Consider the following 25,013-nt stretch of genomic DNA (forward strand, 5'->3'; position numbering starts at 1 on the left):
CAGGTCACGCCGCTTCGGTTAAGTGGAAAATCTTGATGGCGAGGACAAATCATTTCATGGCGCTGGCGCTGGATGAAGCCCGCGCCGCCGGACAGCGTGGCGAAGTGCCGATCGGCGCCGTGGTTGTTCTCAACAACACCGTCATCGCCAGGGCCGGCAACCGAACCCGGGAATTGAACGATGTCACCGCCCATGCCGAAATCGTGGCGATCCGGCTTGCCAGCGCGACGCTAGGCCAGGAGCGGCTGGTCGATGCCGATCTCTACGTGACGCTGGAGCCCTGCACGATGTGTGCCGCGGCAATTTCGTTCGCCCGCATCCGCAGGCTCTACTATGGCGCGGAGGATCCGAAAGGCGGCGGCATCGACAATGGCGTGCGCTTCTTTGCGCAGCCGACATGCCATCACGGTCCGGAGGTCTATTCAGGCCTCGCCGAAAGCGATGCCAGCGATATCCTCAAGGCTTTTTTCCAGGCCCGGCGCGGCGAATAGCGCGCTCAGGCTTCGATTACTGGAATGGCTTCCACCAGCTGCTGGTCTGCTGGGCTGCTTCGGCATCCTTCAGGCGCTTCTTTTCCTTCTTCGATTCCGGCGTGCCGAGATCGTTGAGGGCGGCTGGATCGGCAACCTGGCGGTACTGTGCCGGCGGGTCGATCAGGTAGCGGCGCTGGTCGATGTATGTGCCGTCCTGCTGCTTGCGCGCCTCGCGATAGGCCGCGGTCTGCTGCGCCTGCGTCATCTGGTTGGCGTGGCTATCGGAATAGACCAAGGGCGAACGGTAGGTGGCGGAATTCTTGTTGGCGTCTGCATCGGCAACGAGACGCTTGCGGGCGTCTTCAGGCGATTCGACCCAGTTCGGATTGTCAGAGGAGGCCAGCGACTGCTGCGGCTGCGTCAGGGTCGACCTGCCATTGGCCGGCGGCACTACGAGGCCCGGACGAGGCGGATACTTGACGGCATTTTCCTTGGGCGTCGCAGCCGAGATCGAGCCGATATCGGCGATGTCATCGAACAGCTGTTCGCCCGATGTCTTGTCGGTGCCGTAGGTCGGGCTGCTCATGCAGCCGGACATCGCGCCGCAGCCTGCCAACAAAGCAGCCAAGCAGACGCCAACACGAACCCTATGCAACGCTTTCATGAAAACCCTTCCCAGCCGTGCCGGCGCACTCATTGCCCACCACGGTTCTACGCCCCTTCGCGCAAAACTTCGGCCAATTTCAGGCAGCTTTTACCGGATGAACGCAGTTAACGCAATTCATCCGGTAATTTTCTTCACGCCAAAGCCGCCAATTCGTGCATTGCGGCTGCGTCGCGGGCGGAAATATCGGGATAAGCCGGGTCAGATCCGACGTCCTTGGTGATTTTCCACGAGCGGGCGCATTTGACGCCTTCGGCAAGTTTTTGCTCGACGGCGACCTTGGTTCCGTCCTCAAGCCGGAAGGCTTCTGCCGGTCCCTCGCCTGCCACGACGGAAATATCCGAGGTGATGCAGATCTCGGCGAAATCGAGACCTTCCAACGCCGCCAGAAGCTCGGGATCGCCGACATGGACGACGGGGGCAGCTTCCAGCGAGGAGCCGATGCGCTTGTCCTTGCGCTCGATCTCCAGCGCGCCGGTGACGGCACGACGAACAGTGCGAACCTTCTTCCACTTTTCCGCAACTGGCTCGTTCGACCATTCGCCGGGAATCGTCGGAAACTGCTCAAGATGCACGGAGACAGCATTGGGATCGCGCGACAGCCATGCCTCCTCGGTGGTGAACGGCATCATCGGCGCGAACCACAGGACGAGGCAATCGAACAGCTTGCGGATGACATAGAGGGCCGCACGGCGTTTAGGGCTCGACGGCGCATCGCAATAGAGCGCGTCCTTGCGGATGTCGAAATAGAAGGCCGACAGTTCGACATTGGCGAAATCGGACAGCGAGCGGACGATGCGCTTGAAATCGAATTCGTCGTAGCCTCCTCGCACCACCTTATCCAGTTCGGACAGGCGGTTGAGCATCAGCTGCTCTAGTTCCGGCAAGTCTGCATAGGCGATGTCGTCGCCGTGATCGTGGGCCAGCGTTCCCAGCATCCAGCGCAGCGTGTTGCGGATCTTGCGGTAGGCATCGATGTTGGTCTGGATGATCGTCTTGCCGAGACGCTGATCCTCCCAATAATCGGTGTTCATGACCCAGAGACGCAGGATATCGGCACCGGACTGGCCCATGACTTCCTGCGGGGTGACTGTGTTGCCGAGCGACTTCGACATCTTGCGACCGTCCTCGGCCATAGTGAAGCCATGGGTGACGACAGCGTTGTAAGGCGCGCGGCCACGCGTCGCGCAGCTTTCCAGCAGTGACGAATGGAACCAGCCGCGATGCTGGTCGGAGCCTTCGAGATAGACGTCGGCCGGCCATTTCAGGTCCGGCCGGTCTTCCAGCGTGAAGGTGTGGGTGCAGCCACTGTCGAACCAGACGTCGAGGATATCGGTGACCATCTGCCAGCGGTCGCCATCATGCTCGTTGCCGAGGAAGCGATCCTTGGCACCTTCGGCAAACCACGCGTCGGCGCCTTCCTTTTCGAAGGCCGCAAGGATGCGCTCGTTGACGGCATCGTCCAGCAGCACGTTGCCTTCTTCATCGGCAAAGACGCAGATCGGCACGCCCCAGGCGCGCTGGCGCGACAGCACCCAATCCGGGCGCTGCTCGATCATGGCGCGCAGACGGTTCTGGCCGCCGGCCGGTACGAAGCGGGTCTGGTCGATGGCCTCCAGCGCGCGGATGCGCAGCGTCTTGCCGTCGTCCAGCTGCTTGTCCATGTAGACGAACCACTGCGGCGTGTTGCGGAAAATGACCGGCTTCTTGGAGCGCCAGGAATGCGGGTAATCGTGCTTGATGCGGCCACGGGCAAAGAGGTTGCCGGCAGCGATCAAAGCCTCCATGACGCGTTTGTTGGCATCGCCCTTCTTGCCGTTGTCGTCCAGCACGCGAGCAGCACCGCCTTCCGCCGAGGGGCCGAAGCCGAATGCATCCTCGGTGTAGAAGCCGGCATCGTCGACCGGGAACGGGATCTTCGACGAGATGCCACGGGCTTCCAGCTGGCGCGCATTCGCCATCCACGCCTCGAAGTCTTCGCGACCGTGGGACGGGGCGGTGTGCACGAAACCGGTACCGGCATCGTCGGTAACGTGGTCGCCGTCGATGAGGGGGACCTTGAAGGTGTAGCCGAGTGCCGCAAGCGGATGCCCGCAGGTAATGGCGGCGAGCTGCTTGGCGGAAACGCCTCGCAGACGACTGAACTGAAGCTTGGCTTTCGCAAAGCAGTCTTCGGCAAGATTATCTGCAAAAATCAGCCTTTCGCCCGGACGCGGGCCAAAATCATTTTCTGATGCCGTCACTTCGTAGACACCGTAGGCCACACGCGATGAATAAGCGATGGCCCGGTTGCCAGGAATTGTCCACGGCGTGGTCGTCCAGATTACAACATTGGCGCCAAGCAAATCTTTTTTGATAGCCAGATCATCTTCCGCAAGTTGCGGCAGGTCACTTTCATCAACCCAGCGAGCACCTGCTCCGAGCGCGGCACTCACCACCGGAAACTTCACCCAGATCGTGTCGCTCTCGACCTCGTGGTATTCGACCTCGGCCTCGGCCAGCGCGGTGCGCTCGACCACTGACCACATGATCGGCTTGGAGCCGCGGTAGAGCTGGCCAGACTTGGCGATCTTCAACAGTTCGCCGGCGATGCGGGCTTCCGAGTGGAAGGCCATCGTCGTGTAGGGATTGTCGAAATCGCCCTCGATGCCGAGACGGCAGAATTCTTCCGACTGGATGTCGATCCAGCCCTGCGCGAAGTCGCGGCATTCCTGGCGGAATTCGTTGACCGGGACCTCGTTCTTGTCCTTGCCCTTCTCGCGGTATTTTTCCTCGATCTTCCACTCGATCGGCAGGCCGTGGCAATCCCAGCCGGGCACGTAGTTCGCATCGAAGCCGCGCATCTGGAACGAGCGGGTGATGACGTCCTTCAGCACCTTGTTCAGCGCGTGGCCGATATGGATGTTGCCGTTGGCATAGGGAGGGCCGTCGTGCAGGACGAACTTTTCGCGGCCGGCAGCAGAAGCGCGGAGCTTCTTGTAGAGCCCCATCTGCTTCCATTTCGCCGCCATTTCCGGCTCCTTCTGCGGCAAGCCTGCGCGCATCGGGAACTCGGTTTCGGGGAGGTAAAGGGTCTTCGAATAGTCGATCTTTTCAGGCGTATCGGTCATTGTGCTGACAATCGTCTCTTGCAGCCCCAAGCGGGCGCATCCAATCGGGAAATTTTCGGTGGCGGAGGAGCGCTTGGGGGAAGCGCCAAGAACCCGGACCTTCCGGCAGCTAATGCGCGCGGAAAGCCGGGCCTATAATTCGTATCGCTACTGCCAGCCAAAATTGGGTCATTACCGCCGGTTCATAAGCGGTTTTCGGGGGAAAAGGAAGAGGTTGGCGGCGGCGAAAGCGACGATTGAAGATTTGGCCATTTGCGCGTATGATGACTGGCAAATGGCACGGAGCATCCCCATGGCAGATAGTTTTCCGATAGCTGGCGGCAGGTCGACACAAGCGGCACTTGTGATGGTGACCGACAATGCCTGGCCCTCGTTCGAGGCGAAGGCAGTCGGTCAACTCAGAGAGCATGGCTTCTCGACGGAGGAGATCCATCGTTTCGTGGCGCCGCGCAGAACGCTTGCGCGGCGTGTCGAGAAAGGCGAGCCTCTGACGCTTGCCGAAAACGACAGCGCCCAGCGCCTATTGCGCATCAGCGAGCTGGCAGACAAGGTTTTTGGCGACCATGACAAGGCCCACAGTTGGCTGCGCAAGCCCAATCGCGCGCTGAAAGGGATCGCCCCGATCGACCTGCTGGAATCGGAGACCGGAGCCCGTCTGGTCGAGACGTCGCTGTATCAGATAGACTACGGCATTTATGTCTGATGACAATCCTCTGGCGCATATCCAACTACGCGGACCTCTCCGGTCGCGGTGGGCTGGTCGCGCCAGGCCGATGGCACGACCTGGGCATACCTGTCGTCTATTGCTGCGATCATCCGTCCACTGCATTGCTGGAGACGCTCGTGCAGGTCAGCCTTGAGCAGATTCCGGAGACCTTCCAGCTGTTGCGGATTTCAAGTCCGGACGATCTGCCAATAGTCGACATTGACATCGATCAGGGCGATTTCGACGACATCAATCGCACCCGCTCGAAAGGCAGCCAGCTCCTGCGGAGCGGCGAGGCTTGCCTGATCCGCGTGCCGTCAGCGATCATGCCGCCGGCGGCCAACATTCTCATCAACCCGCAGCATCCCCGCGCCGGTGAAATCCGGATCGAGGAGAGTAAATCCTATCCTTTCGACAGCCGTCTCCTGCAGCTGTAGGGTCAATGGGAGCAAGAGACAGCAGGCGTTGCAGCCCCCGGGCCAGACGGCTGACAAAGGCAATATCCAACAAGTCTACAGGTCAGTCGGGAATTGAGCCGGTTGCCAAACTCTCCCTCTTCCTCGCCCTTGTGGCGGGGATCCATTCAGCTCAAGTCCTTGAGCTGAAAGAGTCCTTTGACCCGACAGACGCCGTGTCGCTGGATCCCCGCCACAAGGGCGAGGAAGAGGGAGAGTGGGGATAGCTCTCGTCAACCAAGCTTCTTCAGGGTTTGCCAGGAGGCGGGCGTTGCCACCCACGGCCAGGCTCGATCCGTCAGGCCTGTGCGACGGCCCTACCCTTCGTCACCGCGTTCACTGCAGAAGCGACGACGATGTTTGCCGCAAGGGCCAGCAGGCCGATGTAGATCATGACGGGCGCGCCGCCGAAGGCGATGGCCTGCATCGGCTTCCAGCCGTTGATCCACACCAGATAGGTGCCGCCGAAGAAGCCCACGAACCAGCCGGCAAGGAGGCCCTGTGCCCGGAACCAGTTGGTGTAGAGGCCGAACACAAGAGCCGGCAGGGTCTGCAGGATCCAGATGCCGCCGAGCAGCTGCAGGTCGAGGGCGAACTGCGTCGGCAGGAACAGGATGACCAGCAGCGCGCCGACCTTGACCACCAGCGAGGCGATCTTGGCGACCTGCGCCTCGCCCGCATGGCTGACGTCGGGATTGACGTAGGCCTTCCAGAAATTGCGGGTGAAGAGGTTGGCCGCACCGATGCTCATGACGGCAGCCGGCACCAGCGCACCGATGGCGATCGCTGCGAAGGCAAAGCCCGTGAACCAGCTCGGAAACAGCGACTGGAACAGCGCCGGCACCACTTCGTTCGGGCTTGAGACCGTGAGATGGGCGGCATGCGCCATGTAGCCGAGCAGCGCCAGGAGGCCGAGCAGCAGCGTGTAGGCTGGCAGCAGCACGGCATTCTTGCGGATGGTGTTGCCGCTGTTGGAGGCGAAGATGCCGGTCAGTGTGTGCGGATACATGAAGGCGGCAAGTGCCGAGCCGAGCGCAAGGCTGGCATAGGCGACATACTGATTGCTGCCGAGCAACAGGCTGCCGGACCCCTTGGCTTGGAAATCGGCGTCGGCTGCGGCAAAGACGCTGGCGTAGCCGCCGAGCTTCATCGGAATGGCGGCGACCGCGACGATCACCACGATATAGATCATGATGTCCTTGACGAAGGCGATCAGCGCCGGCGCACGAAGACCGGACGAGTAGGTGTAGACCGCAAGGATGATGAAGGCGATGGCGAGCGGCAGTTCGCCGTGCAGGCCGAGCGCCTTGAGCACGACGGTCATGCCCACCAGCTGCAATGCGATATATGGCATGGTGGCGATGACGCCGGTGATCGCCACGGCCAGCTCCAGGCCGCGCGAGCCGTACTGGCCGTGCACGACATCGCCGGCGGTGACATAGCCATGGTCCTTGGCGCGCTTCCAGAGAACAGGCATGACCATGAAGACGAAGGGATAGACGACGATCGTATAGGGTAGCGCGAAGAAGCCGTAGGCGCCGACGGCATAGACCAGCGCCGGCACTGCTATGATCGTGTAGGCGGTGTAGAAATCGCCGCCGACGAGGAACCAGGTGATCCAGGTGCCGAAATTACGGCCGCCGAGGCCCCATTCGTCAATATGGGCCAGTGTCTCCGGCTTGCGCCAACGGGCGGCGACAAAGCCCATGATGGTGACCAGCGCGAAGAAGAACAGGAAGACGGCGAGCGCCGTTGGATTGATATCAGTCGTCATGGCGCGTGCTCCGGTAAGCGATGTATGTCAGCAGAGCCGTGAGCGGCACCCAGAGAAGCTGGTACCAGTAGAAGAACGGAAACCCGAACAGCACCGGATCGCGAAAATTGTAGAACGGCACCCAGAGGAGCCCGATGTAGGGAATGACGAGCAGCCAGAGGGCTGCCTTTCCGGAACGTTTGTCCATGATGAGCAGTGCCTTTCGGACATTTTAGCGCGGCGATTCCGCTTCTAGAATGCCCAAGACATAAACGCTAAGCTTGGCTGCGCAAGCAATTTTGCCTTACAAACCCCACAATTCGATTGCGCGGCGCAGCATCAGGAATTGAGGATGCGGTCGAGTTCGCCGAGAGGTGCGACGCCTGACAGCAACGCCCGCGCCTCGGCCTCGTCGTTGCGCATCTGGGCGATCAGCGGCTCCAGTCCGTCGAACTTCAGTTCGGGCCTCAGATAGCCAAAAAACGACACCGAGCAGTGCTGCCCGTAGAGATCGCCGCTGAAATCGAACAAAAAGGTTTCGAGCAGCGGCGCGCCGTTTTCTGTCACAGTCGGGCGGCGTCCGTAGCTGGCGACGCCATCGTAGATAACACGGTCGGCAGTGCGGAAGCGCACGGCATAGATGCCGTTGCGCAGTTCGGTTTCCGGTGGCAGCCGCATGTTGGCCGTGGGATAGCCGAGCGTGCGCCCGAGTTTTTCGCCTCCTATGACGTCGGCTTCCACGAGGTAGCGATAGCCGAGCAGACCGGCGGCCTCGGACATTTCACCGTCCACCAGCAATGCGCGGATACGGCTCGAGGACACCACCTCGGCATTCTCGTCGCGAAAGGCGTCGATCAACGTCACCCCGAAACCATGGCGACTGCCGGCGTTCATCAGGAAGGCCGGACCGCCTTCGCGGCCGTGGCCAAAATGGAAATCGAAGCCGGTGACGACTTCGGAGGCGCCGAGCCAGTCGATCAGGATCGTGCTGACGAACTCGTCTGCAGAGCGTTGCGAAAATTCGCGATCGAACGGATATTCGATGGCGGCGTCAAAGCCGAGCGCCTCAAGGATGCGCGCCTTCAGCGGCGCAGGCGTGAGACGGAAGACAGGCTCGTCCGGGCGGAACACCGAGCGGGGATGCGGCTCGAATGTCAGCACCAGTGCCGGAACGCCGCGTGCCCTGGCAATCTCCAGCGCCCGATCCAGCACCGACCGGTGGCCACGGTGGACGCCGTCGAAATTGCCGATGGCGATCACGCCACCGCGCAGGTGCGCCGGCAGTTGTTCACGGGTCTCGTTTCGATGAAAAACGGTCATAGCGTCAATATCCAGACTGTTTCAGGCGAGCGTCGGCATCCACCATGTCGGTGACGCCTGCTCCCTGTCCAGGAAGGCATGCAGGATTGCTTCATCCGCCTTGCCGTCAATCGTGTATTCGCCGGCATGGATCCCCTGGCTGATATAGAGCAAGTCCAGACCATAGCCGAGTGCGCCCCGCACGTCCGTCGGCATCCCATCGCCGATGGCGACAACACGCGACAGATCGAAATCGCCGCGCACCTCGCGGGCGGCCGCAAGGCTCGCCTCATAGATCGGCCGGTGCGGCTTGCCGGCAACGCGGGTCTGGCCGCCCATCTGGTTGTAATAGGCAGCCATGGCGCCGGCGCACGGGATCATCCTGTGGCCGCGCTCGACGATTAGATCCGGATTGGCGCAGATCATCGGCACGTTGCGAGCCGCGAAGGCCTTCAGCATGTCGGTATAGTCTTCCGGGGTCTCGGTCTCGTCGTCGAAAAAGCCGGTGCAGACCACCGACTGCGCTTCGTCAGCGGAAACACGGTCCACACCAAGGCCCTCGATCAGGGCGACATCGCGGTCCGGGCCGAGCAGAAACACCGACTTCGGACCCTCGGCGATTAGCGTGCGCGTGACGTCGCCGGATGTGACGATACGGTCATAGGCACCGTCCGAAACGCCGATGGTCCGCAACTGCTCGACGACCTGCGGCGAGATACGCGGGGAATTGGTGATCAGCACCACGGTCTGGCCTCGCCCACGGGCAGCCTCCAGCGCCGCCGAAGCATCTGCATTGGCCACGACGCCGTTGTGAAGTACGCCCCAGACGTCGCACAGGACGACGTCATAGGCGCTGGTGAGGTCGCGGAGGCTATCGATACGCTTGGCCATGCCGTTGTTCTTCCGGTAAAAGACGTTGCGGCTGACATCGCAAACCAGCTTCAAGATTACAAGTCTGAAAAAGCACCGCTCGCCCGGGACGCCGAATTGCCGCAGTCGCATGGCGGATGCGCTTGCATGGCCAGCAACGGGTTCGTGCAATTCTGGCCGGGGTCACAATTCCGGTACAAAAATTCACTATCGCTGTTATTGACTCCCGCGACCGCCGTCCCTAAATGCAGGTCGTTAGCACTCGCCGAGGCTGAGTGCCAACACTACCCATACGGATCCCCCGTGGTCCGTGAATGTCATTCGATCGAGGGATTAGACAATGGCAACCACCAATTTCCGCCCGCTGCACGACCGCGTCGTCGTACGCCGCGTCGAATCTGAAGCCAAGACAAAGGGCGGCATCATCATTCCTGACACCGCCAAGGAAAAGCCGCAGGAAGGCGAAATCGTCGCTGTCGGCACCGGCGTTCGTGACGACAAGGGCACGATCATTCCTTTGGACGTCAAGGCTGGCGACCGCATCCTGTTCGGCAAGTGGTCGGGCACTGAAGTCAAGCTCGACGGCGAAGACCTTCTCATCATGAAGGAAGCCGACATCATGGGGATCATCGGCTGATCCAGCCGGTTTTCTTCGTCAACAATTCCATAAAACCAATTGGGCATCAGCCCGGGAGTTTTTAACATGGCAGCTAAAGAAATTAAGTTCGGCCGTACTGCGCGCGAAAAAATGCTGCGCGGCGTCGACATCCTCGCTGACGCAGTAAAGGTCACGCTCGGTCCTAAGGGCCGCAACGTCATCATCGACAAGTCCTTCGGCGCTCCGCGCATCACCAAGGACGGTGTTTCTGTCGCCAAGGAAATCGAGCTCGAAGACAAGTTCGAAAACATGGGCGCCCAGATGGTCCGCGAAGTTGCTTCGAAGACCAACGACATCGCCGGCGACGGCACCACGACTGCAACCGTTCTGGCCCAGGCCATCGTCCGCGAAGGCGGCAAGGCTGTTGCTGCCGGCATGAACCCGATGGACCTGAAGCGCGGCATCGATCTCGCCGTTGCCGAAGTCGTCAAGGACATCGTATCCAAGGCAAAGAAGATCAGCACTTCGGACGAAGTGGCCCAGGTCGGCACGATCTCTGCCAACGGCGAAAAGGAAATCGGCCAGTACATCGCTGAAGCGATGCAGAAGGTCGGCAATGAAGGCGTCATCACGGTTGAAGAAGCCAAGACCGCCGAAACCGAACTCGAAGTCGTCGAAGGCATGCAGTTCGACCGCGGCTACCTCTCGCCTTACTTCGTGACCAATCCAGAAAAGATGGTTGCCGAACTGGAAGACGCTTACATTCTCCTTCACGAGAAGAAGCTCTCCAACCTGCAGGCAATGCTGCCTGTTCTCGAAGCTGTCGTTCAGACCGGCAAGCCGCTCCTCATCATCTCTGAAGACGTCGAAGGCGAAGCTCTTGCAACGCTCGTCGTCAACAAGCTGCGCGGCGGCCTGAAGATTGCTGCTGTCAAGGCTCCTGGCTTCGGCGATCGCCGCAAGGCAATGCTCGAAGACATCGCCATCCTGACGGGCGGCACTGTGATCTCCGAAGACATCGGCATCAAGCTCGAGTCGGTTACGCTCGAAATGCTCGGCCGCGCCAAGAAGATCTCGATCACCAAGGAAAACACGACGATCGTCGACGGTTCGGGCCAGAAGTCCGACATCGAAGGCCGCGTCGCGCAGATCAAGGCTCAGATCGAAGAAACCACGTCTGACTACGACCGCGAAAAGCTGCAGGAACGTCTTGCCAAGCTCGCTGGCGGCGTTGCCGTCATCCGCGTTGGCGGTGCGACCGAAGTTGAAGTCAAGGAAAAGAAGGACCGTATCGACGACGCGCTGAACGCAACGCGCGCTGCCGTACAGGAAGGCATCGTCCCCGGCGGCGGTACCGCACTTCTGCGCGCATCTGTCGTCCTCAACATCAAGGGCGCCAACGACGACCAGACGGCCGGCATCAACATCATCCGCAAGGCTCTGCAGTCGCTGGTTCGCCAGATCGCAGAAAATGCTGGTGACGAAGGCTCGATCATCGTCGGCAAGATCCTCGAAAGCAACACCGACAACTACGGCTACAATGCCCAGACCGGCGAATATGGCGACATGATCGCCATGGGTATCGTCGATCCGGTCAAGGTTGTCCGTACGGCTCTGCAGAACGCAGCCTCGGTTGCCTCGCTGCTGATCACCACCGAAGCCATGATTGCTGAAGCTCCTAAGAAGGACTCCGGCGCCGGCATGGGCGGCGGAATGGGCGGCGGCATGGGCGGCATGGGCGGCATGGACATGATGTGATCCTTCGGATCACCGCACTATCGAGAGGGCGGCCTTCGGGTCGCCCTTTTTTGTCCGCCGCCTCGGGACGACGCAGAAGAATACCGTGCGATTCTCCCATAGATTGCATCCCGGCAATTCCTCTGATCCCGTCTCCGCAAAGTTAGCTCGGTGCTGTCGACAAAATCACGGGCTCTGGTCCCCGGACTAGAGTGCGCCCGAGACGCCTGGAGAATGAGCGACAGGCTCATGTCAAAAGAACTCCCCTCCCCTTTCCACGCATGCATTGGGAGCGAAGCGATGGTTTCCTGCCGTGCATCCGGTCTCTTGACGATGTCTTCTCAATTCCTGCTTTTGCACACGACCAGTCGAAAGCCGGTTTACCTTGAACAGCAAACGATCATTAAGTATATGCTTTGACACGCACATATGACGTGTTTTCGTCGTTTGGCCCATTGCTGTTTTTAATAATTCTTCTATAAAACGGACCCTGATGAACCAGGGCGCGGAAAACGGCAGGTTATCTGCGAAAGACCTTCGCTCCCAACAAGTTGCAGTCTAAAGATGCTTTGCGGCTCTTGCGAAACAAATTTCGCTACTTGAGCGTTACGGTTTTCAAGTGTCTAACCTGAACGCCATGTCTGCGATTATAGTAATAACGCGTGGCATCGGCTACAAATCGTTCGCTTTTCTATCTGAGGCGAGACGGGAAATATACAATCTGATAGTGTACTTGGCCAGGGAGTGGCCGCACGGGAGTGGGGAACGTTTTGTTTAAGATTGCCAAAGCCAATCTTGCGGCGCCTTTCATCGAGGGATCCCGTGGCGTCGAGGAAGACCATGAACTTCTAAGCCAGTTTTGCGTGTCCGAGCGCTGGATCGGCGATCTCGCCAGCGGTGTGATCAAGCTCGGCAGCCTCAGCACGATACTGCACGGCCTGCACGTGACGGAATGCGGCCTGCTGAACCTGATGCGCTGCTACGACAGCCGCGACCATTCCCGCATTCTGGAACTTTTCGAACAGGCAGCGACCTCGTCCTCCTCGTTCTGCTTCTCCACAACCGTGCTTGCCGAAGGCGGACAGCGGCAGCCGGTTTTCTGCATCGGCGAGTCCATCGGCACCGAGGAGCGCTACTCCGGCAGCATGGTCGGCGTCTTCCTGTTCCCGCGGTTCAAGATCGGCGCATCCGAAAGCACAGGCAGCCGCCAGTAAAGTGCTGCGGAACCAGCGCAACGGTGCCGGCTCCGCAAGTTCCACCAATCCCGGGATCAGTCACGCTTCGGGATTTCGAGGCCTTTCTGGCTGGCCGGACGTGCCGTGCAGCGCGCCACCCAATCCATGACCACCGGGAAATCGGCAAGACCCAGCACATCCTTGCCGCCGTAGAAGACGTCGACGCCGCGCACCCACGGGAAGCAAGCGATATCGGCGATGGTATAGAGATCGCCCATCAGCCACTGCCGACCCTTCAGGCGTTCTTCCAGAACCCCCAGCAAGCGCTTCGTCTCGTCGCGGTAACGCTCGACCGGGTAACTGTTGTTGGCGACCTTGTCGGCGGCATATTTGAAGAAATGGCCGAATTGCCCGAACATCGGGCCTATGCCGCCCATCTGGAAGAACACCCACTGCAGAACGTCATAGCGACCGGCAGCATCCGTCGGCATCAGCTTGCCGGTCTTTTCGGCGAGGTAGACCAGCATCGCACCGGACTCGAACAGGCCGATAGGCTTGCCGTCGGGTCCATCCGGATCGATCATCGCCGGGATGCGGCCATTCGGGTTGAGCGACAGGAATTCAGGCGTCTTCTGGTCATTGGTCCCGAACGAGACAAGATGCGCCTCATAGGGCAGTTCCAATTCCTCCAGCGCGATGGAAATCTTCACGCCATTCGGCGTCGGCAGGGAATAGAGCTGGATGATATCGGGATTGTTCGCCGGCCAGCGGCGGGTGATCGGGAAGGAGGACAGATCTGCCATGGGAATTGCCTTTTTGGATATGTCTGACGGGAAACGATATCATAACCTGCCGGCGCGGTTTGCAAAGTCAACAGGCGCTCATCGCGTTCACTATTTGCGAACGAAGCGTCTTTGATCGTTCATCTTTTCAACGGACGCAAAATAGCGAATAAGCGCTCCAGAGATTGCCGCGATCGGCAATGCACATCCGGAGGGTCCGATGTCCAATACCAACAATATCATCATTCTCGTTGCCCGCGTCCTGCTGGCATTCATGTTCATCTTCGCCGGCTTCGGCAAGCTGACCGACCCGGCCGGAACTGCCGGCATGATCGCTGGCGCCGGTATGCCGGGTGCGACGCTACTGACCTACGTTGCCGGCCTGTTCGAACTCGTCACCGGCCTCTGCGTCCTCGTCGGCTTCCAGGTGCGCATCGTCGGTTGGGCAATCGCTGCATTCTGCATCTTCACCGCAGTGGTCTTCCACCTCCCGACCGTCAACGTTCCGGGCTTTCCGGACGCGGCACTGGGCTGGATCAACGCGCTCAACCAGATCATGGTCATGAAGAACTTCACGCTTGCCGGCGCCTACATTTTCCTCGCCACAGTCGGTCCAGGCGCCTACTCGCTCGACGCCCGCCGCGGATCCTACCCGCTCGCAGCCTGATAGCCTAAACGCTCGCAATGCAAAAAGGCCCACCGTGTCCGCACGGTGGGCCTCAGACTGCTGACAAACCCTGAAAAAGCGTGTTTGACGAAAGCGATACCTTGCTCTCCCTCATCCTCGCCCTTGTGGCGGGGATCCAGCGACGCGACGTCTGTCGGGTCAAAAGACTCTTTCAGCTCAAAGACTTGAGCTGACTGGATCCCCGCCACAAGGGCGAGGATGAGGGGAGTTTGACAACCGGCTCAATTTCCCGAGTGACCTGCAGAGTTGTTAGATCATAGCTTTGTCAGCAGTCTGGGGCCCACCGTATCCGCACGGTGGGCCATTCTGTTGTCGGGATGTTGTTTATTCCGGCAGTGCTGTTTTGACTGCGGCGACGATCCGGGCGATCAGCGGGTCATCGGCGTGGCTATCCTTCCGGGCCCTGACAAGGCAGGCCTGCGAACGGAGGATGATGCCATCAGACAGCACCTTCAGGTGGTTCGCCACAAGCGTCGAGCCCGTGGACGTGATGTCGACGATGATATCCGCCGAACCCGAGGCCGGCGCGCCTTCTGTGGCGCCGAGGCTCTCGACGATGCGGTAGAGCTGGATGCCGTGCTGGCTCGAGAAGAACTGCTGGGTCAGCCGGGCATACTTGGTGGCGATCGTCAGGCGGCGGCCACGGCGGCTCCGGAAATCGGCAGCGACGTCACCGAGATCCGCCATGGTATCGACATCGAGCCATATTTCCGGCACGGCGACCACGACATCGGCCCGCCCGAAGCCGAGCCGGGCGCAAAACTCGACGCGCTTGTCGGCTTCCGCCAGACCCTCGCGAATGAGATCCTCGCCGGTGACGCCGAAATCGACGCTGCCGTTGCCGATCTCGCGGGAGATTTCGGATGCCGAGAGAAAGGCGATCTCGACGCCGTCCCAACCTTCGACACGGCCGCGATAGGAACGGTCGTTGCCGACGGCGACGATGGGCATGCCGGCGCGCGCGAAAATGTCGGACGCGTCATCTTTCATGCGACCCTTGGAGGGCAAGGCAATGGTCACGGTCATGCCGGCGCCCTCTCACTCTCGATGCGATCGAGCCAGAGCGCGAAGCCGACAGCCGGAATGCGGTTCTGGGCGCCGAGCAGCGCCATCAGCCGGTCGAAGCGACCACCGCCGGCGAGTACCGCAGGCGATCCCTCGGCTGCGACCTCGAAGACCAGCCCGGTATAATAATCCAGCGGCCGTCCGAATGCGGCGCGGTATTCGATGGTGGTGAGATCGACGCCGGCATTGGCAAGCGCCGCCACCCGGCCGTCGAAGCGCGACAGCGCATTGCCGAGCCGCAGGCCTGCCGCATCGGCAAAGCCGGCAAGTGCTGCAGACGCATTGAACAGCGGCACGTTCAGCGACAGGAACTCCTCGAGCACACCATAGGCCGCATCGTCGAGCCGTGTTTCCGAAAGCAGCAGCTTTTCCTTCAGCCGGCGGGCGATATCCTGCGGCGAGCGGCTGGCGTTGGTCGAATATCCGGTCTTCTGCATCGTCCCGTCGATGTGGGCAACAAGCGCTGCCTCGTCATCCTCCGCCACCAGCCGGGCGACGTCGTCGTCGAGATCTGTGACGAATTGCGGGCTGACCAGACGGGCGAGCAACGCCTGCAACTGCGCGGTATCGCCGAATGCATGGATCAGCCGCTTCTGCCAGCCGAGCGGCAGGCCGAGCGCCTGCACGACTGCCTCGAACACAGCTTGATCGCCGAGCGTCACCTTGAGGCGACGGCCGGGCAAAAGGCGGGTGAGGATGCCGGTGGCATCGCCGATGGCACGCGCGTCGGCACTCGATATATTGATGTCGCCGAGATCTTCGATGCCGGCCTGGTAGAATTCGTGGCTGCCCTCGCGGCGCTGGCGGAAGACTTCGCCCAGATAGGAGTAGCGCTTCGGCGTGCCTGTCGCCGTTTCGATGTGGCGCAGGCAGACGGGAATGGTGAACTCCGGGCGCAGGCAAAGGCTTTCGCCCGTCTCGCTCTCGGTCATGAAGATCCGGCGGCGCAGATCCTCGCCGGCCATGTCCAGGAACGGCTCGGCGGGCTGGATGACGGGTGTGTCGATGCGGCTGGTGCGACGGGCCGAAAATTCGGCCAGCAACTCGGGCGCAAAAGTCGGGAGATCGATCAGCGGCATCAGGCGATCTCCCCCCGGGCGCTTGCCCGCGTCATGCCTGCTGCCCCTGCATCGCCCGCTTGCGGTCCTCCGCCTGGGCTGCCAGCATCGCCTGCACCTTGGCGACAATCTCGGCTTCCGGCACGATCTCCTGCGCCACCCGCGCCTCGCGCCAGGATGCGTTGTCCTCGATCTCGCCGGAAAGGCGCTTGCCCTCGATCAGGTCCTTGATCTGCACCACGCCCTCGGCCCGCTCGTTGCCGCCCTGGATGATGGCGATCGAGCAACCGCGACGGTCCGCGTATTTCAGCTGGTCGCCGATCTTCTTCTTGGCGCTGCCTTGGTACATTTCGGCACGGATCCCGGCGCCACGAAGCGCCTGCGTGAGCCGCTGGTAGCCTCCCAGAGACTCGATATCACTGTCCATGACGGTGACGAGCACAGGTGCCAGCACCTCGTCCTGACCGAGCTTGCCAAGGTTCTTCAACGCCGTCATCAGGCGCGAAACGCCGATGGAGAAGCCGGTGGCCGGCACAGGCTGGCCCATGAAACGCGACACGAGCCCATCGTATCGACCGCCACCGCCCACCGAGCCGAAAACGACCTTTTCGCCCTTTTCATTGGTGACGTCGAAGGTCAGTTCGGCTTCGTAGACGGGGCCGGTGTAGTATTCGAGGCCACGGACGACGGAGGTGTCGATGCGAATTCGGTCTCTAAGGTAACCAGCAGACGTAATGATAGATGCGATTGTCTTCAGCTCTGCAAAGCCCTCGGTACCGATCTCGCTTTTATCGGCAAACAAGTATTCTAAGGAACTTACAAAATCTAAATTCTGCTTGAGACCGCCATCTGCCAGTTCATCAACGTTGATGTACCACTCAAGCACCTTTATCTGGTCATCATTCAAGCCGGCGCCTTTAGTAAAGTCGCCACTCTCATCCTTACGACCATCACCAAGCAGCAGCTTCACGCCAGCCCAGCCGAACTTGTCAAACTTATCCAGAGCTCTGAGTACTGTGAGCTTCTGCGCCGGATCTGTGATCTTCGCTGCTTCCATGACCCCATCTAGAACCTTGCGGTTGTTCACCCGGATCACGTAGTCACCGCGCTTGATGCCAAGCGCTTCCAGCGTGTCGGCCATCATCATGCACATTTCGGCATCGGACTGGACGCCGGGTGCGCCGACGCTGTCGGCGTCGAACTGCATGAACTGGCGGAAGCGGCCGGGGCCGGGCTTTTCGTTGCGGAAGACGTAGCCCTGGCGGTAAGTGCGGTAGGGCAGCTGGATCTCGTTGAAATTCTCCGCGACATGGCGGGCGAGCGGCGCCGTCAGGTCGTAGCGCAGGCTCATCCACTGCTCGTCGTCATCCTGCAGCGAGAACACGCCTTCGTTCGGACGGTCGCTGTCAGGCAGGAATTTTCCGAGCGCATCGGTGTATTCGAATTGCGGCGTCTCGATCGGGTCGAAACCGTAGCGCTCGTAGACCTCGCGGATTTTTGCGACCATCTCGTTGGTGGCATGGATATCGGCAGCAGTGCGATCACCAAAACCGCGCGGCAGGCGGGCTCTCAGCTTCTGGGGCTTCTTCGGCTTGTCGTTCATGGCGCTGCATTCCGGTCCTGTGACAGTGGCGGTTTCCTAGCGGATCGGGCCGATTGCGGCAAGGGTTGCAACGGCAATTCGGCGGCTGGCGGTTGCCTGGGAAAAATGCCACCCTCGCCGATATCTTTCCGGGAAGGCCGACATCGATGCTCCAGCAAACCGCCATGCCGCCACCCGCAAAATCCGCCATCCTGGTTTTGGCCCCACCCTTGCCCGACGCTGCCTGCCGATGATTGCCGAAACGCTGCAGCAAATCGCCACCCTGCCCCTCACCGGCAAGCCGTTTCGACGGTTCGTCCGCTCTTCCGTCAGCCTCTGGTCGCGAGCCGGACGCTGCCGAGCGGCCTGGGCAGAGCACGAGATGCGCAGCCAGAAGGCTATGCTCGATGCAATGGCCGATCTTACCCAGCGGCGCACCGCCGTGGTGCTCGGTTCAGGCCTGCTGCGCGATGTACCGATTGTCGAACTGTCCCAGGCTTTCGATACCGTCGTGCTGGTCGATCTCGTGCATCTGGCATCGCTGCGGCTCTGGCTGAAGGCCCGGCGTCTCGGCAACGTCCGCCTGATCGAGCGCGACCTCTCGGGCTATGACCAGCTCGCCGCCGGGAAAGCCCTCGAACCGCTCGGCTTTTTGCGGCAGGTTCCCTACCTCGACCTCGTTGTGTCAGCCAACCTCCTGTCGCAGATCGGCCGGGGCGTGCAGCGGCGACTATCCGAAGACAGCAAAGGCACCATGCCGGCGGATGCGGCGGCACGCCTCGTCGGCGCACATCTTGCCGACCTCGCCGTCCTGCCCTGTCGCAGCTGCCTTGTCACCGATATCGCCTACGCCGTCATCGACCGGACAGGCAAGATCCACGAGCAGGCAGACCTGCTGCTCGGCATCGCACCGCCCGAGGCCATCGAGCGCTGGACATGGCCGGTGGCGCCGCTCGGCGAGGAGAGCCGGGACTACCAGATCGTCCATCAGGTGATCGCCGCCCGCCTGTCGCGCGGATAGCGCAGGATGCAAGTTTTATTGTAGCACTTTTATTATCGACAAATATTCACTTCGGGGGTATTCTTGCGATGAAAATTACGTGGGACGAGCGCAAGCGGCTCGCAAATTTCGACAAGCACGGCCTCGATTTCGCCGAACTCGACGCGGATTTCTTTCTTGCAGCTCTTTTGCAACCGGCAAAACTCGGACGGTTCAAGGCCATCGGGCGACGACATGACGGTACGACCGCAGTCATCTTCGCCGTTCTCGGGCGCGAGGCGGTCTCGGTAATATCGATGCGGCCTGCGCACAAAGCCGAAAGGAGCCTGTTGAATGACAAAGAAAACTGAAATGCGGAGCGACTTCCAGAATGGCCGGGGCTATTCAGACCAGGATTGGGAGGAGGTTTCCGACAATCCTGAATGGACCGAGGAAGACTTCAAGAATGCCCGTCCGTTTGCCGAGGTTTTCCCGGATCTGGCGGAAAGCATTCGCCGGGCCCGGGGGCGACCGGCGGTCGAGGCGCCGAAGCGGCAAATCTCGCTGCGGCTCGATCCCGATGTCATCGATGCCTTCAAGGCCACCGGCAAGGGCTGGCAGAGCCGTATCAACGAGGCTTTGCGCAAGGCGGCCAAAATCTGAACTAACTGACTTCACCCAAATTTCGACCCATCCCCGAACGAGGAATTCTATGCTCACGAAAACCATCCTCCTGGCCTCCCTACTCGCCTTTGCCTCCAGCACCGTCTTTGCCGAAGACATGTCAAAGATGGATATGAGCAAGCCGATGGGTGACCAGAGCCCGTCGAGCCAGGCCTTTGCGGCTGCCAACGCGAAAATGCACAAGGACATGGGCCTGACCTACAGCGGCAATGCCGACGCCGATTTCGTGCGCGGCATGATCCCCCATCATCAGGGTGCCATCGAGATGGCGAAGGTCGAACTGCAATACGGCAAGGATCCGGAACTTCGCAAACTGGCGAAGGGCGTCATCGAGGCCCAGCAGAAGGAGATAAAGGAAATGGAGGCCTGGCTGAAGGCGCACGGGAAGTAAGACCGGCACCAGCGCAATCACGCTTTCATCCCCGCCCGAGGCCGACCCCATGACAGATCCCGCCGCCATCGAAACCCAGCACTGGACCGTCGATGTCGCCGGCTATCGGCTTGATCTGCCAATCGTGCCGATAAAACCGGATTTTGCCATTTCGCTGATGATGGTGATCGATCTCGGCGTCAGGTTCGGCGCACATGTCGGGGAAAAACTGGCCGCCAAGCTGGCGCCGCTGAGGCCGGATGTCATCGTCGGGGCAGCCACGCTCGGCATTCCGGTTGCAATCGAGGTCAGCCGGGCGCTGGGGCTTGATCGCTACGTCATCCTGCAGAAATCGCCGAAAATCCATCTTGGCGATGCGCTCGTGCAGACGATCACATCGATCACCTCCAAGGGCGAACAACGCCTGCTGCTCGACCGTCAGGCGGTTCCGCTGCTGGCCGGCAAGCGCGTCGTGATGGTGGACGATGTCGTCGCATCCGGCTCCAGCCTGAAGGGCTCGATGGAACTGGTGCGCAAGGCAGGCGGCGAGGTCGTCGGTGTCGGCGTGATCCTGACCGAGGCGCGCGACTGGCAGAAGACGCTTGGCGCCGACAGCGCCCTGGTTCAAAGCCTCGCGCATATTCCGCAGTTTCGTCCGGGTCCGAATGGCTGGGAGCCGATTGCGGAAACATTCCTTTAGGAGAAAAGCCGCCCCGACAGAGCGGGACGGCTTCGTAGTCTGCGCGATCAGGCCTTCGGATCGAAAGGCTGGGGACGGCGAGCGGCGTTCTGGCGCGGCATCATCCAGCCCGGATATTCGGCATCGAGTGCGCTGATCTCGTCGAGCCTTGCCATATCTTCGGCATCCAGCCTGAGATCGACGGCGCTGAGGTTCTGGTCGAGCTGTTCGACCCGCTTGGCACCGATGATGACGCTGGTGACGAAAGGTTTTGCGAGGATCCAGGCAAGCGCCACTTCGGCAACGCTGGCATCGTGCTTGGCAGCAACTTCACGCATGGCGGCGACGCAGGCCCAGGCGCGGTCCTTATCGACTGGCGGGAAATCGAAGCTGGCGCGGCGACCTTCGCCGTTACCGGGTGCGCCCGGGCCGTACTTGCCGGATAGCAGCCCGCCGGCGAGCGGCGACCAGACCATCAGGCCCATCTTCTCTTCCGCCATCATCGGCACAATCTCGCGCTCGATGTCGCGGCCGGCGATGGAGTAATAGGCCTGCACCGTCTCGAAGCGGGCAAAGCCGCGACGCTCGGAGATGCCGAGCGCTTTTTCGATGCGCCAGGCCTGCCAGTTCGATACGCCGATATAGCGCACCAGACCGCCGGAGACGAGATCGTCGAAGGCACGCAGCGTCTCTTCGATCGGGGTCACCGAGTCGGTCGCGTGGATCTGGTAGAGATCGATATGATCGACCTGCAGCCGCTCGAGGCTGGCCTCTACGGAATCCATGATGTGGCCGCGCGAGGCGCCGCGATCGTTAGGCTTTTCACCCATGGGGCCGAAAACCTTGGTGGCGATAACCACGTCCTTGCGCGGCACTTCCAGGTTTTGCAGCGCCTGGCCGAGGATCGTCTCGGAAACGCCGAAGGAATAGACGTCGGCGGTATCGATGAAGTTGACGCCGGCCGCAAGCGACTTTTCGACGATCTTGTCGGCTGCATCCTGGTCGACGTCGGCAATTGCACCCCAGGTGCTGCCGCCGCCGGCCTCGCCAAAGGTCATGGTGCCCAGGCAGAGTTCGGAGACGAACATGCCGGTGTTGCCAAGCTGATTGTAGCGCATTTGAAATTCCTTTCGTTCGGCCGCAATTGGACACTCCGCAGGCGTATCGACGCTGCTGTCCGCTCGCAAGCGGATCGCCTGCAGGCCTTGCTGCTGAGGCAAGATAACGCGGGGAGCCCCGACTTCAACGATACGATGTACCGGTTTCACGCAGCCGTGATGTATTCGAGGATGCTTGTCTCGCTTGCCGGAAGGGATAAAGTCTGCCCGAAGAACCGACGAGGAAGATGGCTATGACCGTGCGTCCGCTGACCACCATCGGCTTCGATGCCGACGATACGCTCTGGCAGAACGAACACTTCTACCAGCTGACCGAAAAGCATTTTACCGAATTGCTCGCCGACTACGCCGAGGGGGACAGGGTGTCGGAGCGGCTGCTTGCCGCCGAGCGCCGCAACCTTGCCCATTACGGGTTCGGCATCAAGGGTTTCACCCTGTCGATGATCGAGACGGCCATCGAGATCACCGAAGGCACTGTTCCGGCGAGGGTTGTCGCCGAGATCCTCGATATCGGTCGGGACCTGCTGTCGCATCCGGTGGAAACCCTGCCGCATGCGCGCGAAACCCTCGAGGCACTGGCCGGACATTACCTGCTGGTGCTGATCACCAAGGGCGATCTGTTCGACCAGGAGCGCAAGCTGGCGCAATCCGGTCTTGGCGATTTCTTCGATGCCGTCGAGATCGTCTCGGACAAGACGGCAACCACATATCGCCGGATCTTCGCCAAAGTCGGCGACGGGCCGGAGCGGGCGATGATGGTCGGCAACTCACTGAAATCCGACATCGTCCCGGCCATCGCTGCCGGCAGCTACGGCGTTTTCGTGCCGCATGCGCTGACCTGGGTCTACGAACATGTCGACGAACCCAAGGACGCACCGCGCTTCCACAAGATAGAGCATCTGGGCGAGCTCAGAGCGTTGATCGCAAAGCTGTCTGCCGCCTGAGGCTCCCGATCCGCTAGGGCCGGAACAGGGACGGCTTGTTGGCGGCAGGCGCCGGGGTGCCTGGTTTTGGCGGAAACAGGGAAGGCGCCTTGTCCGCGTCGCCAGCCGGAGCCGATTGCTGCGGCAGGCCCGATGGCAGCGGCTCGATGAGGATCGAATAAGGTGCGCCGAGGCCACGCCGCCGGGTGACGCGGGAATAGTATGGCTTGATGAACCAAGTCGTATCGGCGCTGACGGTGACATCGGCAGTCATGCCGTCCTCATCGGTGCCGAAAAAGGCTTCGTCGGCGCTCGAGGTCAGGTCGAATATGGCCATGAAGGCATACTGGCTCTTCGACGCAAAGGTGATCTTCACATGCTGGCCGGCCTTGATCGGCAGGGTGTAGACCTTGCCCTTGCCGAATTTCGTCCAGCCGGTGAGCTTTTCGGTGACGGCGGGAAAGCCGAGCTTTTCAAGCTCCTCGCCGCGGTCGAGTTCAGGCATCTGCAACTGCGGCGCCCTGGCATCCTCGGCGTGGGCCACAGAGCCAAGACCGGTGGCGGCGAGCCACAGGCCGAGCGACAAGCAGAGCCTTCTCACGGCCGCACCAGCGCGTTGCGCATCTTTTCCACACTGTCCCGGCAATAGCAGCCCTCGAGATGATCGTTGACCAGACCCATGGCCTGCATGAAGGCATAGATTGTCGTTGGGCCGACAAAAGTCCAGCCACGTTTCTTCAGGTCCTTGGATAAACGCACGGAGGTGGGCGTCGTCGGATTGGCCGAAAGGCTTGCGCGGTCGACAACTGCGGGTCGCTCGTCGGGCTTCGGCTCGTGGCTCCAGAAATAACGCGCGAGCGACCCGAACTCCTCTTTCAGCTCTATGGCACGACGGGCGTTGTTGACCGTCGAGACGATCTTGCCGCGATGGCGGATGATGCCCGCATCGGCGACGCAGCGCTCGATGTCGGCCTCTCCGAACAGGGCAACCTGATGGAAATCGAACCCGGCAAAGGCGTGGCGGAAGTTGTCGCGCTTGCGCAAGATCGTCAGCCAGGACAGGCCGGACTGAAAACCCTCGAGGCAGATCTTCTCGAACAGCCTGATATCGTCGGTGACGGGACGCCCCCACTCCTCGTCGTGATAGCGCAGATAATCGGGCAGGTTTGCGTGCCAGAAACAGCGCTCCCGGCCGTCGTCGCCGGTGATCAATCCCGTTGCAGTCATCAGGCTTCCCAATTCGTTCGGTACTTTACCATTTGCAAACCGTCTTTCCAAACCGATGGTTAACCCTGACGAAAGGTTTACATGTCTGCCGGCGTTTTCATGAACCGCCGTTTACCATTCATGGGCAGGGCAATGTCACGATGTTTTCCGAACCGAGCGCCAGAACGCCCGATCTTCGGTCCATTGTAGAGAGTCCGTCCGATGATGAAACAGTCTATTTTGCTTGCGGCCGGCCTCGTCGCCGCCTTTGCCCCGCCTGCCCTTGCCACCGACCGCTACCAGACACGCCCGCCGGTCATCGTCAGCGCCGATCTCACGGCCCCCTGGGTGACACAACTCGGCGGCGCCTCCGTCCAGCCGGTGGTGTACCCTCGCCCGGTTCCGGTCCAGCCGCGCGGGCTATTCCAGCAGCGGGCTTCGCGTCCGCTGTTCGGCGGCAGGCCGGTACAGACGGTCGCCAATGTGCGACCCGGCATGCCTGTCATCCGCTCGACCCTCGATCCGCAGTATCTGCCGCAAATGGTGGATTACCAGACCAAGGAACGGCCGGGCACCATCGTCATCGATACCGACAACCGCTTCCTCTACCTGGTGACCGGCGGCGGCAAGGCCCGGCGCTACGGCGTCGGCGTCGGCAAGCCCGGCTTCGAATGGGCCGGCGCCCATACCATCACCCGCAAGGAAGAGTGGCCGGGCTGGACACCGCCTTCGGAGATGATCGCCCGCGAAGCTGCCAAGGGTCACTACCTGCCGGTCCACATGGAAGGCGGCACGGGCAACCCGCTCGGCGCCCGCGCCATGTATCTCGGATCGACGCTCTACCGCATCCACGGCACGAACGCGCCCTGGACCATCGGCAGCGCCGTTTCGTCCGGCTGTATCCGGTTGCGCAACGAGGATGTCAGCGATCTTTTCGACCGCGTAAAGGTCGGCACCCGCGTCATAGTGATGTAATTTTACCATGGGTGGCGACGAGCTGATCAGATGACGGCTCGACGCTACCCAAAAATGCCTCTGC

27 protein-coding genes are annotated in these 25,013 nt (G+C 61.0%); 14 read left to right on the forward strand and 13 right to left on the reverse strand.

Annotated elements, in window-relative coordinates:
• Window positions 1–35 precede the first annotated feature (35 nt).
• The gene (locus tag J5278_RS15670; RefSeq protein ID WP_209182935.1) at window positions 36–491 is read left to right on the forward strand and encodes a nucleoside deaminase; all 456 of its coding nucleotides are present in this window, start codon (window positions 36–38) and stop codon (window positions 489–491) included.
• A gap of 16 nt (window positions 492–507) precedes the next feature.
• Here J5278_RS15670 and J5278_RS15675 read toward each other — a convergent pair whose 3' ends face one another.
• Window positions 508–1,137 (reverse strand): hypothetical protein, encoded by a 630-nt coding sequence (locus J5278_RS15675; RefSeq protein ID WP_142824109.1) that lies wholly within the window; start codon window positions 1,135–1,137, stop codon window positions 508–510.
• Between the two features lie 134 nt (window positions 1,138–1,271).
• Window positions 1,272–4,247: an isoleucine--tRNA ligase gene (gene ileS, locus J5278_RS15680; RefSeq protein ID WP_209182934.1), complete on the reverse strand. Its 2,976-nt coding sequence runs from the start codon at window positions 4,245–4,247 to the stop codon at window positions 1,272–1,274.
• Between the two features lie 292 nt (window positions 4,248–4,539).
• Between ileS and J5278_RS15685 the strand changes: the two genes are divergently transcribed.
• Together J5278_RS15685 and J5278_RS15690 are read left to right on the forward strand one after the other, a co-directional pair.
• Window positions 4,540–4,950, forward strand: coding sequence for an antitoxin Xre/MbcA/ParS toxin-binding domain-containing protein (locus J5278_RS15685; RefSeq protein ID WP_209182933.1), 411 nt, complete (start codon window positions 4,540–4,542; stop codon window positions 4,948–4,950).
• Window positions 4,950–5,390 carry an RES family NAD+ phosphorylase gene (locus J5278_RS15690; protein WP_209182932.1) on the forward strand — a complete coding sequence of 147 codons (441 nt, stop codon included), beginning with the start codon at window positions 4,950–4,952 and terminating at the stop codon, window positions 5,388–5,390. Before J5278_RS15685 ends, J5278_RS15690 begins: the two co-directional genes overlap by 1 nt.
• A 316-nt stretch (window positions 5,391–5,706) precedes the next feature.
• On the opposite strand, the gene mctP is transcribed toward J5278_RS15690, so the two are convergent.
• From mctP to J5278_RS15710, 4 genes are all read right to left on the reverse strand, one after another.
• Window positions 5,707–7,182, reverse strand: a complete 1,476-nt coding sequence (gene mctP, locus J5278_RS15695) for a monocarboxylate uptake permease MctP (protein ID WP_219258287.1) — start codon at window positions 7,180–7,182, stop codon at window positions 5,707–5,709.
• Window positions 7,172–7,369, reverse strand: coding sequence for a DUF3311 domain-containing protein (locus J5278_RS15700; RefSeq protein WP_111217578.1), 198 nt, complete (start codon window positions 7,367–7,369; stop codon window positions 7,172–7,174). Before J5278_RS15700 ends, mctP begins: the two co-directional genes overlap by 11 nt.
• A gap of 131 nt (window positions 7,370–7,500) precedes the next feature.
• A complete protein-coding gene (locus J5278_RS15705; protein WP_209182929.1) occupies window positions 7,501–8,481 on the reverse strand; it encodes a bifunctional riboflavin kinase/FAD synthetase in 981 nt (326 codons plus the stop codon).
• A 21-nt stretch (window positions 8,482–8,502) separates the two neighbouring features.
• Window positions 8,503–9,351, reverse strand: a complete 849-nt coding sequence (locus J5278_RS15710) for a TIGR01459 family HAD-type hydrolase (RefSeq protein WP_209182931.1) — start codon at window positions 9,349–9,351, stop codon at window positions 8,503–8,505.
• Between the two features lie 319 nt (window positions 9,352–9,670).
• Here J5278_RS15710 and groES point away from each other — a divergent pair, with 319 nt between their 5' ends.
• From groES to J5278_RS15725, 3 genes are all read left to right on the forward strand, one after another.
• Window positions 9,671–9,967, forward strand: coding sequence for a co-chaperone GroES (gene groES, locus J5278_RS15715; RefSeq protein ID WP_142824105.1), 297 nt, complete (start codon window positions 9,671–9,673; stop codon window positions 9,965–9,967).
• 66 nt (window positions 9,968–10,033) lie between these two features.
• The gene (gene groL / locus J5278_RS15720; RefSeq protein ID WP_142824104.1) at window positions 10,034–11,686 is read left to right on the forward strand and encodes a chaperonin GroEL; all 1,653 of its coding nucleotides are present in this window, start codon (window positions 10,034–10,036) and stop codon (window positions 11,684–11,686) included.
• 749 nt (window positions 11,687–12,435) lie between these two features.
• Window positions 12,436–12,879: a hypothetical protein gene (locus J5278_RS15725; RefSeq protein ID WP_202617130.1), complete on the forward strand. Its 444-nt coding sequence runs from the start codon at window positions 12,436–12,438 to the stop codon at window positions 12,877–12,879.
• A 56-nt stretch (window positions 12,880–12,935) separates the two neighbouring features.
• On the opposite strand, the gene J5278_RS15730 is transcribed toward J5278_RS15725, so the two are convergent.
• Window positions 12,936–13,643 (reverse strand): glutathione binding-like protein, encoded by a 708-nt coding sequence (locus tag J5278_RS15730; protein WP_209182922.1) that lies wholly within the window; start codon window positions 13,641–13,643, stop codon window positions 12,936–12,938.
• 199 nt (window positions 13,644–13,842) lie between these two features.
• Between J5278_RS15730 and J5278_RS15735 the strand changes: the two genes are divergently transcribed.
• Window positions 13,843–14,289, forward strand: coding sequence for a DoxX family protein (locus tag J5278_RS15735; protein WP_209182921.1), 447 nt, complete (start codon window positions 13,843–13,845; stop codon window positions 14,287–14,289).
• 345 nt (window positions 14,290–14,634) lie between these two features.
• Here the strand turns inward: J5278_RS15735 and hisG are convergent, their stop codons facing one another.
• Genes hisG through hisS form a run of 3 tightly spaced genes read right to left on the reverse strand, consistent with a single transcriptional unit; the run spans window position 14,635 to window position 18,036 of the window.
• Window positions 14,635–15,336 (reverse strand): ATP phosphoribosyltransferase, encoded by a 702-nt coding sequence (gene hisG, locus J5278_RS15740; RefSeq protein WP_209182920.1) that lies wholly within the window; start codon window positions 15,334–15,336, stop codon window positions 14,635–14,637.
• Window positions 15,333–16,454 carry an ATP phosphoribosyltransferase regulatory subunit gene (locus J5278_RS15745; RefSeq protein ID WP_209187335.1) on the reverse strand — a complete coding sequence of 374 codons (1,122 nt, stop codon included), beginning with the start codon at window positions 16,452–16,454 and terminating at the stop codon, window positions 15,333–15,335. Before J5278_RS15745 ends, hisG begins: the two co-directional genes overlap by 4 nt.
• A gap of 31 nt (window positions 16,455–16,485) precedes the next feature.
• Entirely contained in the window at window positions 16,486–18,036 is a 1,551-nt protein-coding gene (hisS, locus tag J5278_RS15750; protein WP_209182918.1) for a histidine--tRNA ligase, read from the reverse strand.
• Window positions 18,037–18,265: 229 nt separating this feature from the next.
• Between hisS and J5278_RS15755 the strand changes: the two genes are divergently transcribed.
• The 5 genes from J5278_RS15755 to J5278_RS15775 all read left to right on the forward strand — a co-directional run bounded on the left by J5278_RS15755 (window position 18,266) and on the right by J5278_RS15775 (window position 20,748).
• Window positions 18,266–19,036 (forward strand): hypothetical protein, encoded by a 771-nt coding sequence (locus J5278_RS15755; protein ID WP_209182917.1) that lies wholly within the window; start codon window positions 18,266–18,268, stop codon window positions 19,034–19,036.
• 68 nt (window positions 19,037–19,104) lie between these two features.
• A complete protein-coding gene (locus J5278_RS15760; protein ID WP_209182916.1) occupies window positions 19,105–19,365 on the forward strand; it encodes a BrnT family toxin in 261 nt (86 codons plus the stop codon).
• Window positions 19,349–19,657 (forward strand): BrnA antitoxin family protein, encoded by a 309-nt coding sequence (locus tag J5278_RS15765; RefSeq protein WP_209182915.1) that lies wholly within the window; start codon window positions 19,349–19,351, stop codon window positions 19,655–19,657. The genes J5278_RS15760 and J5278_RS15765 overlap by 17 nt, the downstream gene beginning before the upstream one ends.
• Before the next feature lie 49 nt (window positions 19,658–19,706).
• Complete coding sequence (locus J5278_RS15770; protein ID WP_209182914.1) at window positions 19,707–20,069, forward strand: DUF305 domain-containing protein; 363 nt, start codon at window positions 19,707–19,709, stop codon at window positions 20,067–20,069.
• 49 nt (window positions 20,070–20,118) lie between these two features.
• Window positions 20,119–20,748: a phosphoribosyltransferase family protein gene (locus J5278_RS15775; protein ID WP_209182913.1), complete on the forward strand. Its 630-nt coding sequence runs from the start codon at window positions 20,119–20,121 to the stop codon at window positions 20,746–20,748.
• Window positions 20,749–20,795: 47 nt separating this feature from the next.
• Here the strand turns inward: J5278_RS15775 and J5278_RS15780 are convergent, their stop codons facing one another.
• Window positions 20,796–21,845: an aldo/keto reductase gene (locus J5278_RS15780; protein WP_142824094.1), complete on the reverse strand. Its 1,050-nt coding sequence runs from the start codon at window positions 21,843–21,845 to the stop codon at window positions 20,796–20,798.
• A 233-nt stretch (window positions 21,846–22,078) separates the two neighbouring features.
• Here J5278_RS15780 and J5278_RS15785 point away from each other — a divergent pair, with 233 nt between their 5' ends.
• Window positions 22,079–22,789 (forward strand): HAD family hydrolase, encoded by a 711-nt coding sequence (locus J5278_RS15785; protein WP_209182912.1) that lies wholly within the window; start codon window positions 22,079–22,081, stop codon window positions 22,787–22,789.
• Between the two features lie 13 nt (window positions 22,790–22,802).
• Here the strand turns inward: J5278_RS15785 and J5278_RS15790 are convergent, their stop codons facing one another.
• Both J5278_RS15790 and J5278_RS15795 read right to left on the reverse strand, forming a co-directional pair.
• Entirely contained in the window at window positions 22,803–23,273 is a 471-nt protein-coding gene (locus tag J5278_RS15790) for a hypothetical protein (RefSeq protein WP_142824459.1), read from the reverse strand.
• A gap of 92 nt (window positions 23,274–23,365) precedes the next feature.
• Window positions 23,366–23,995, reverse strand: coding sequence for a DNA-3-methyladenine glycosylase I (locus J5278_RS15795; protein WP_209182910.1), 630 nt, complete (start codon window positions 23,993–23,995; stop codon window positions 23,366–23,368).
• 201 nt (window positions 23,996–24,196) lie between these two features.
• Between J5278_RS15795 and J5278_RS15800 the strand changes: the two genes are divergently transcribed.
• Window positions 24,197–24,949, forward strand: a complete 753-nt coding sequence (locus J5278_RS15800; protein WP_209182909.1) for a L,D-transpeptidase — start codon at window positions 24,197–24,199, stop codon at window positions 24,947–24,949.
• Window positions 24,950–25,013: the final 64 nt, after the last annotated feature.

The sequence above is a fragment of the Rhizobium sp. B21/90 genome, assembly GCF_019355815.1.
Lineage (GTDB): Bacteria > Pseudomonadota > Alphaproteobacteria > Rhizobiales > Rhizobiaceae > Rhizobium > Rhizobium rhododendri.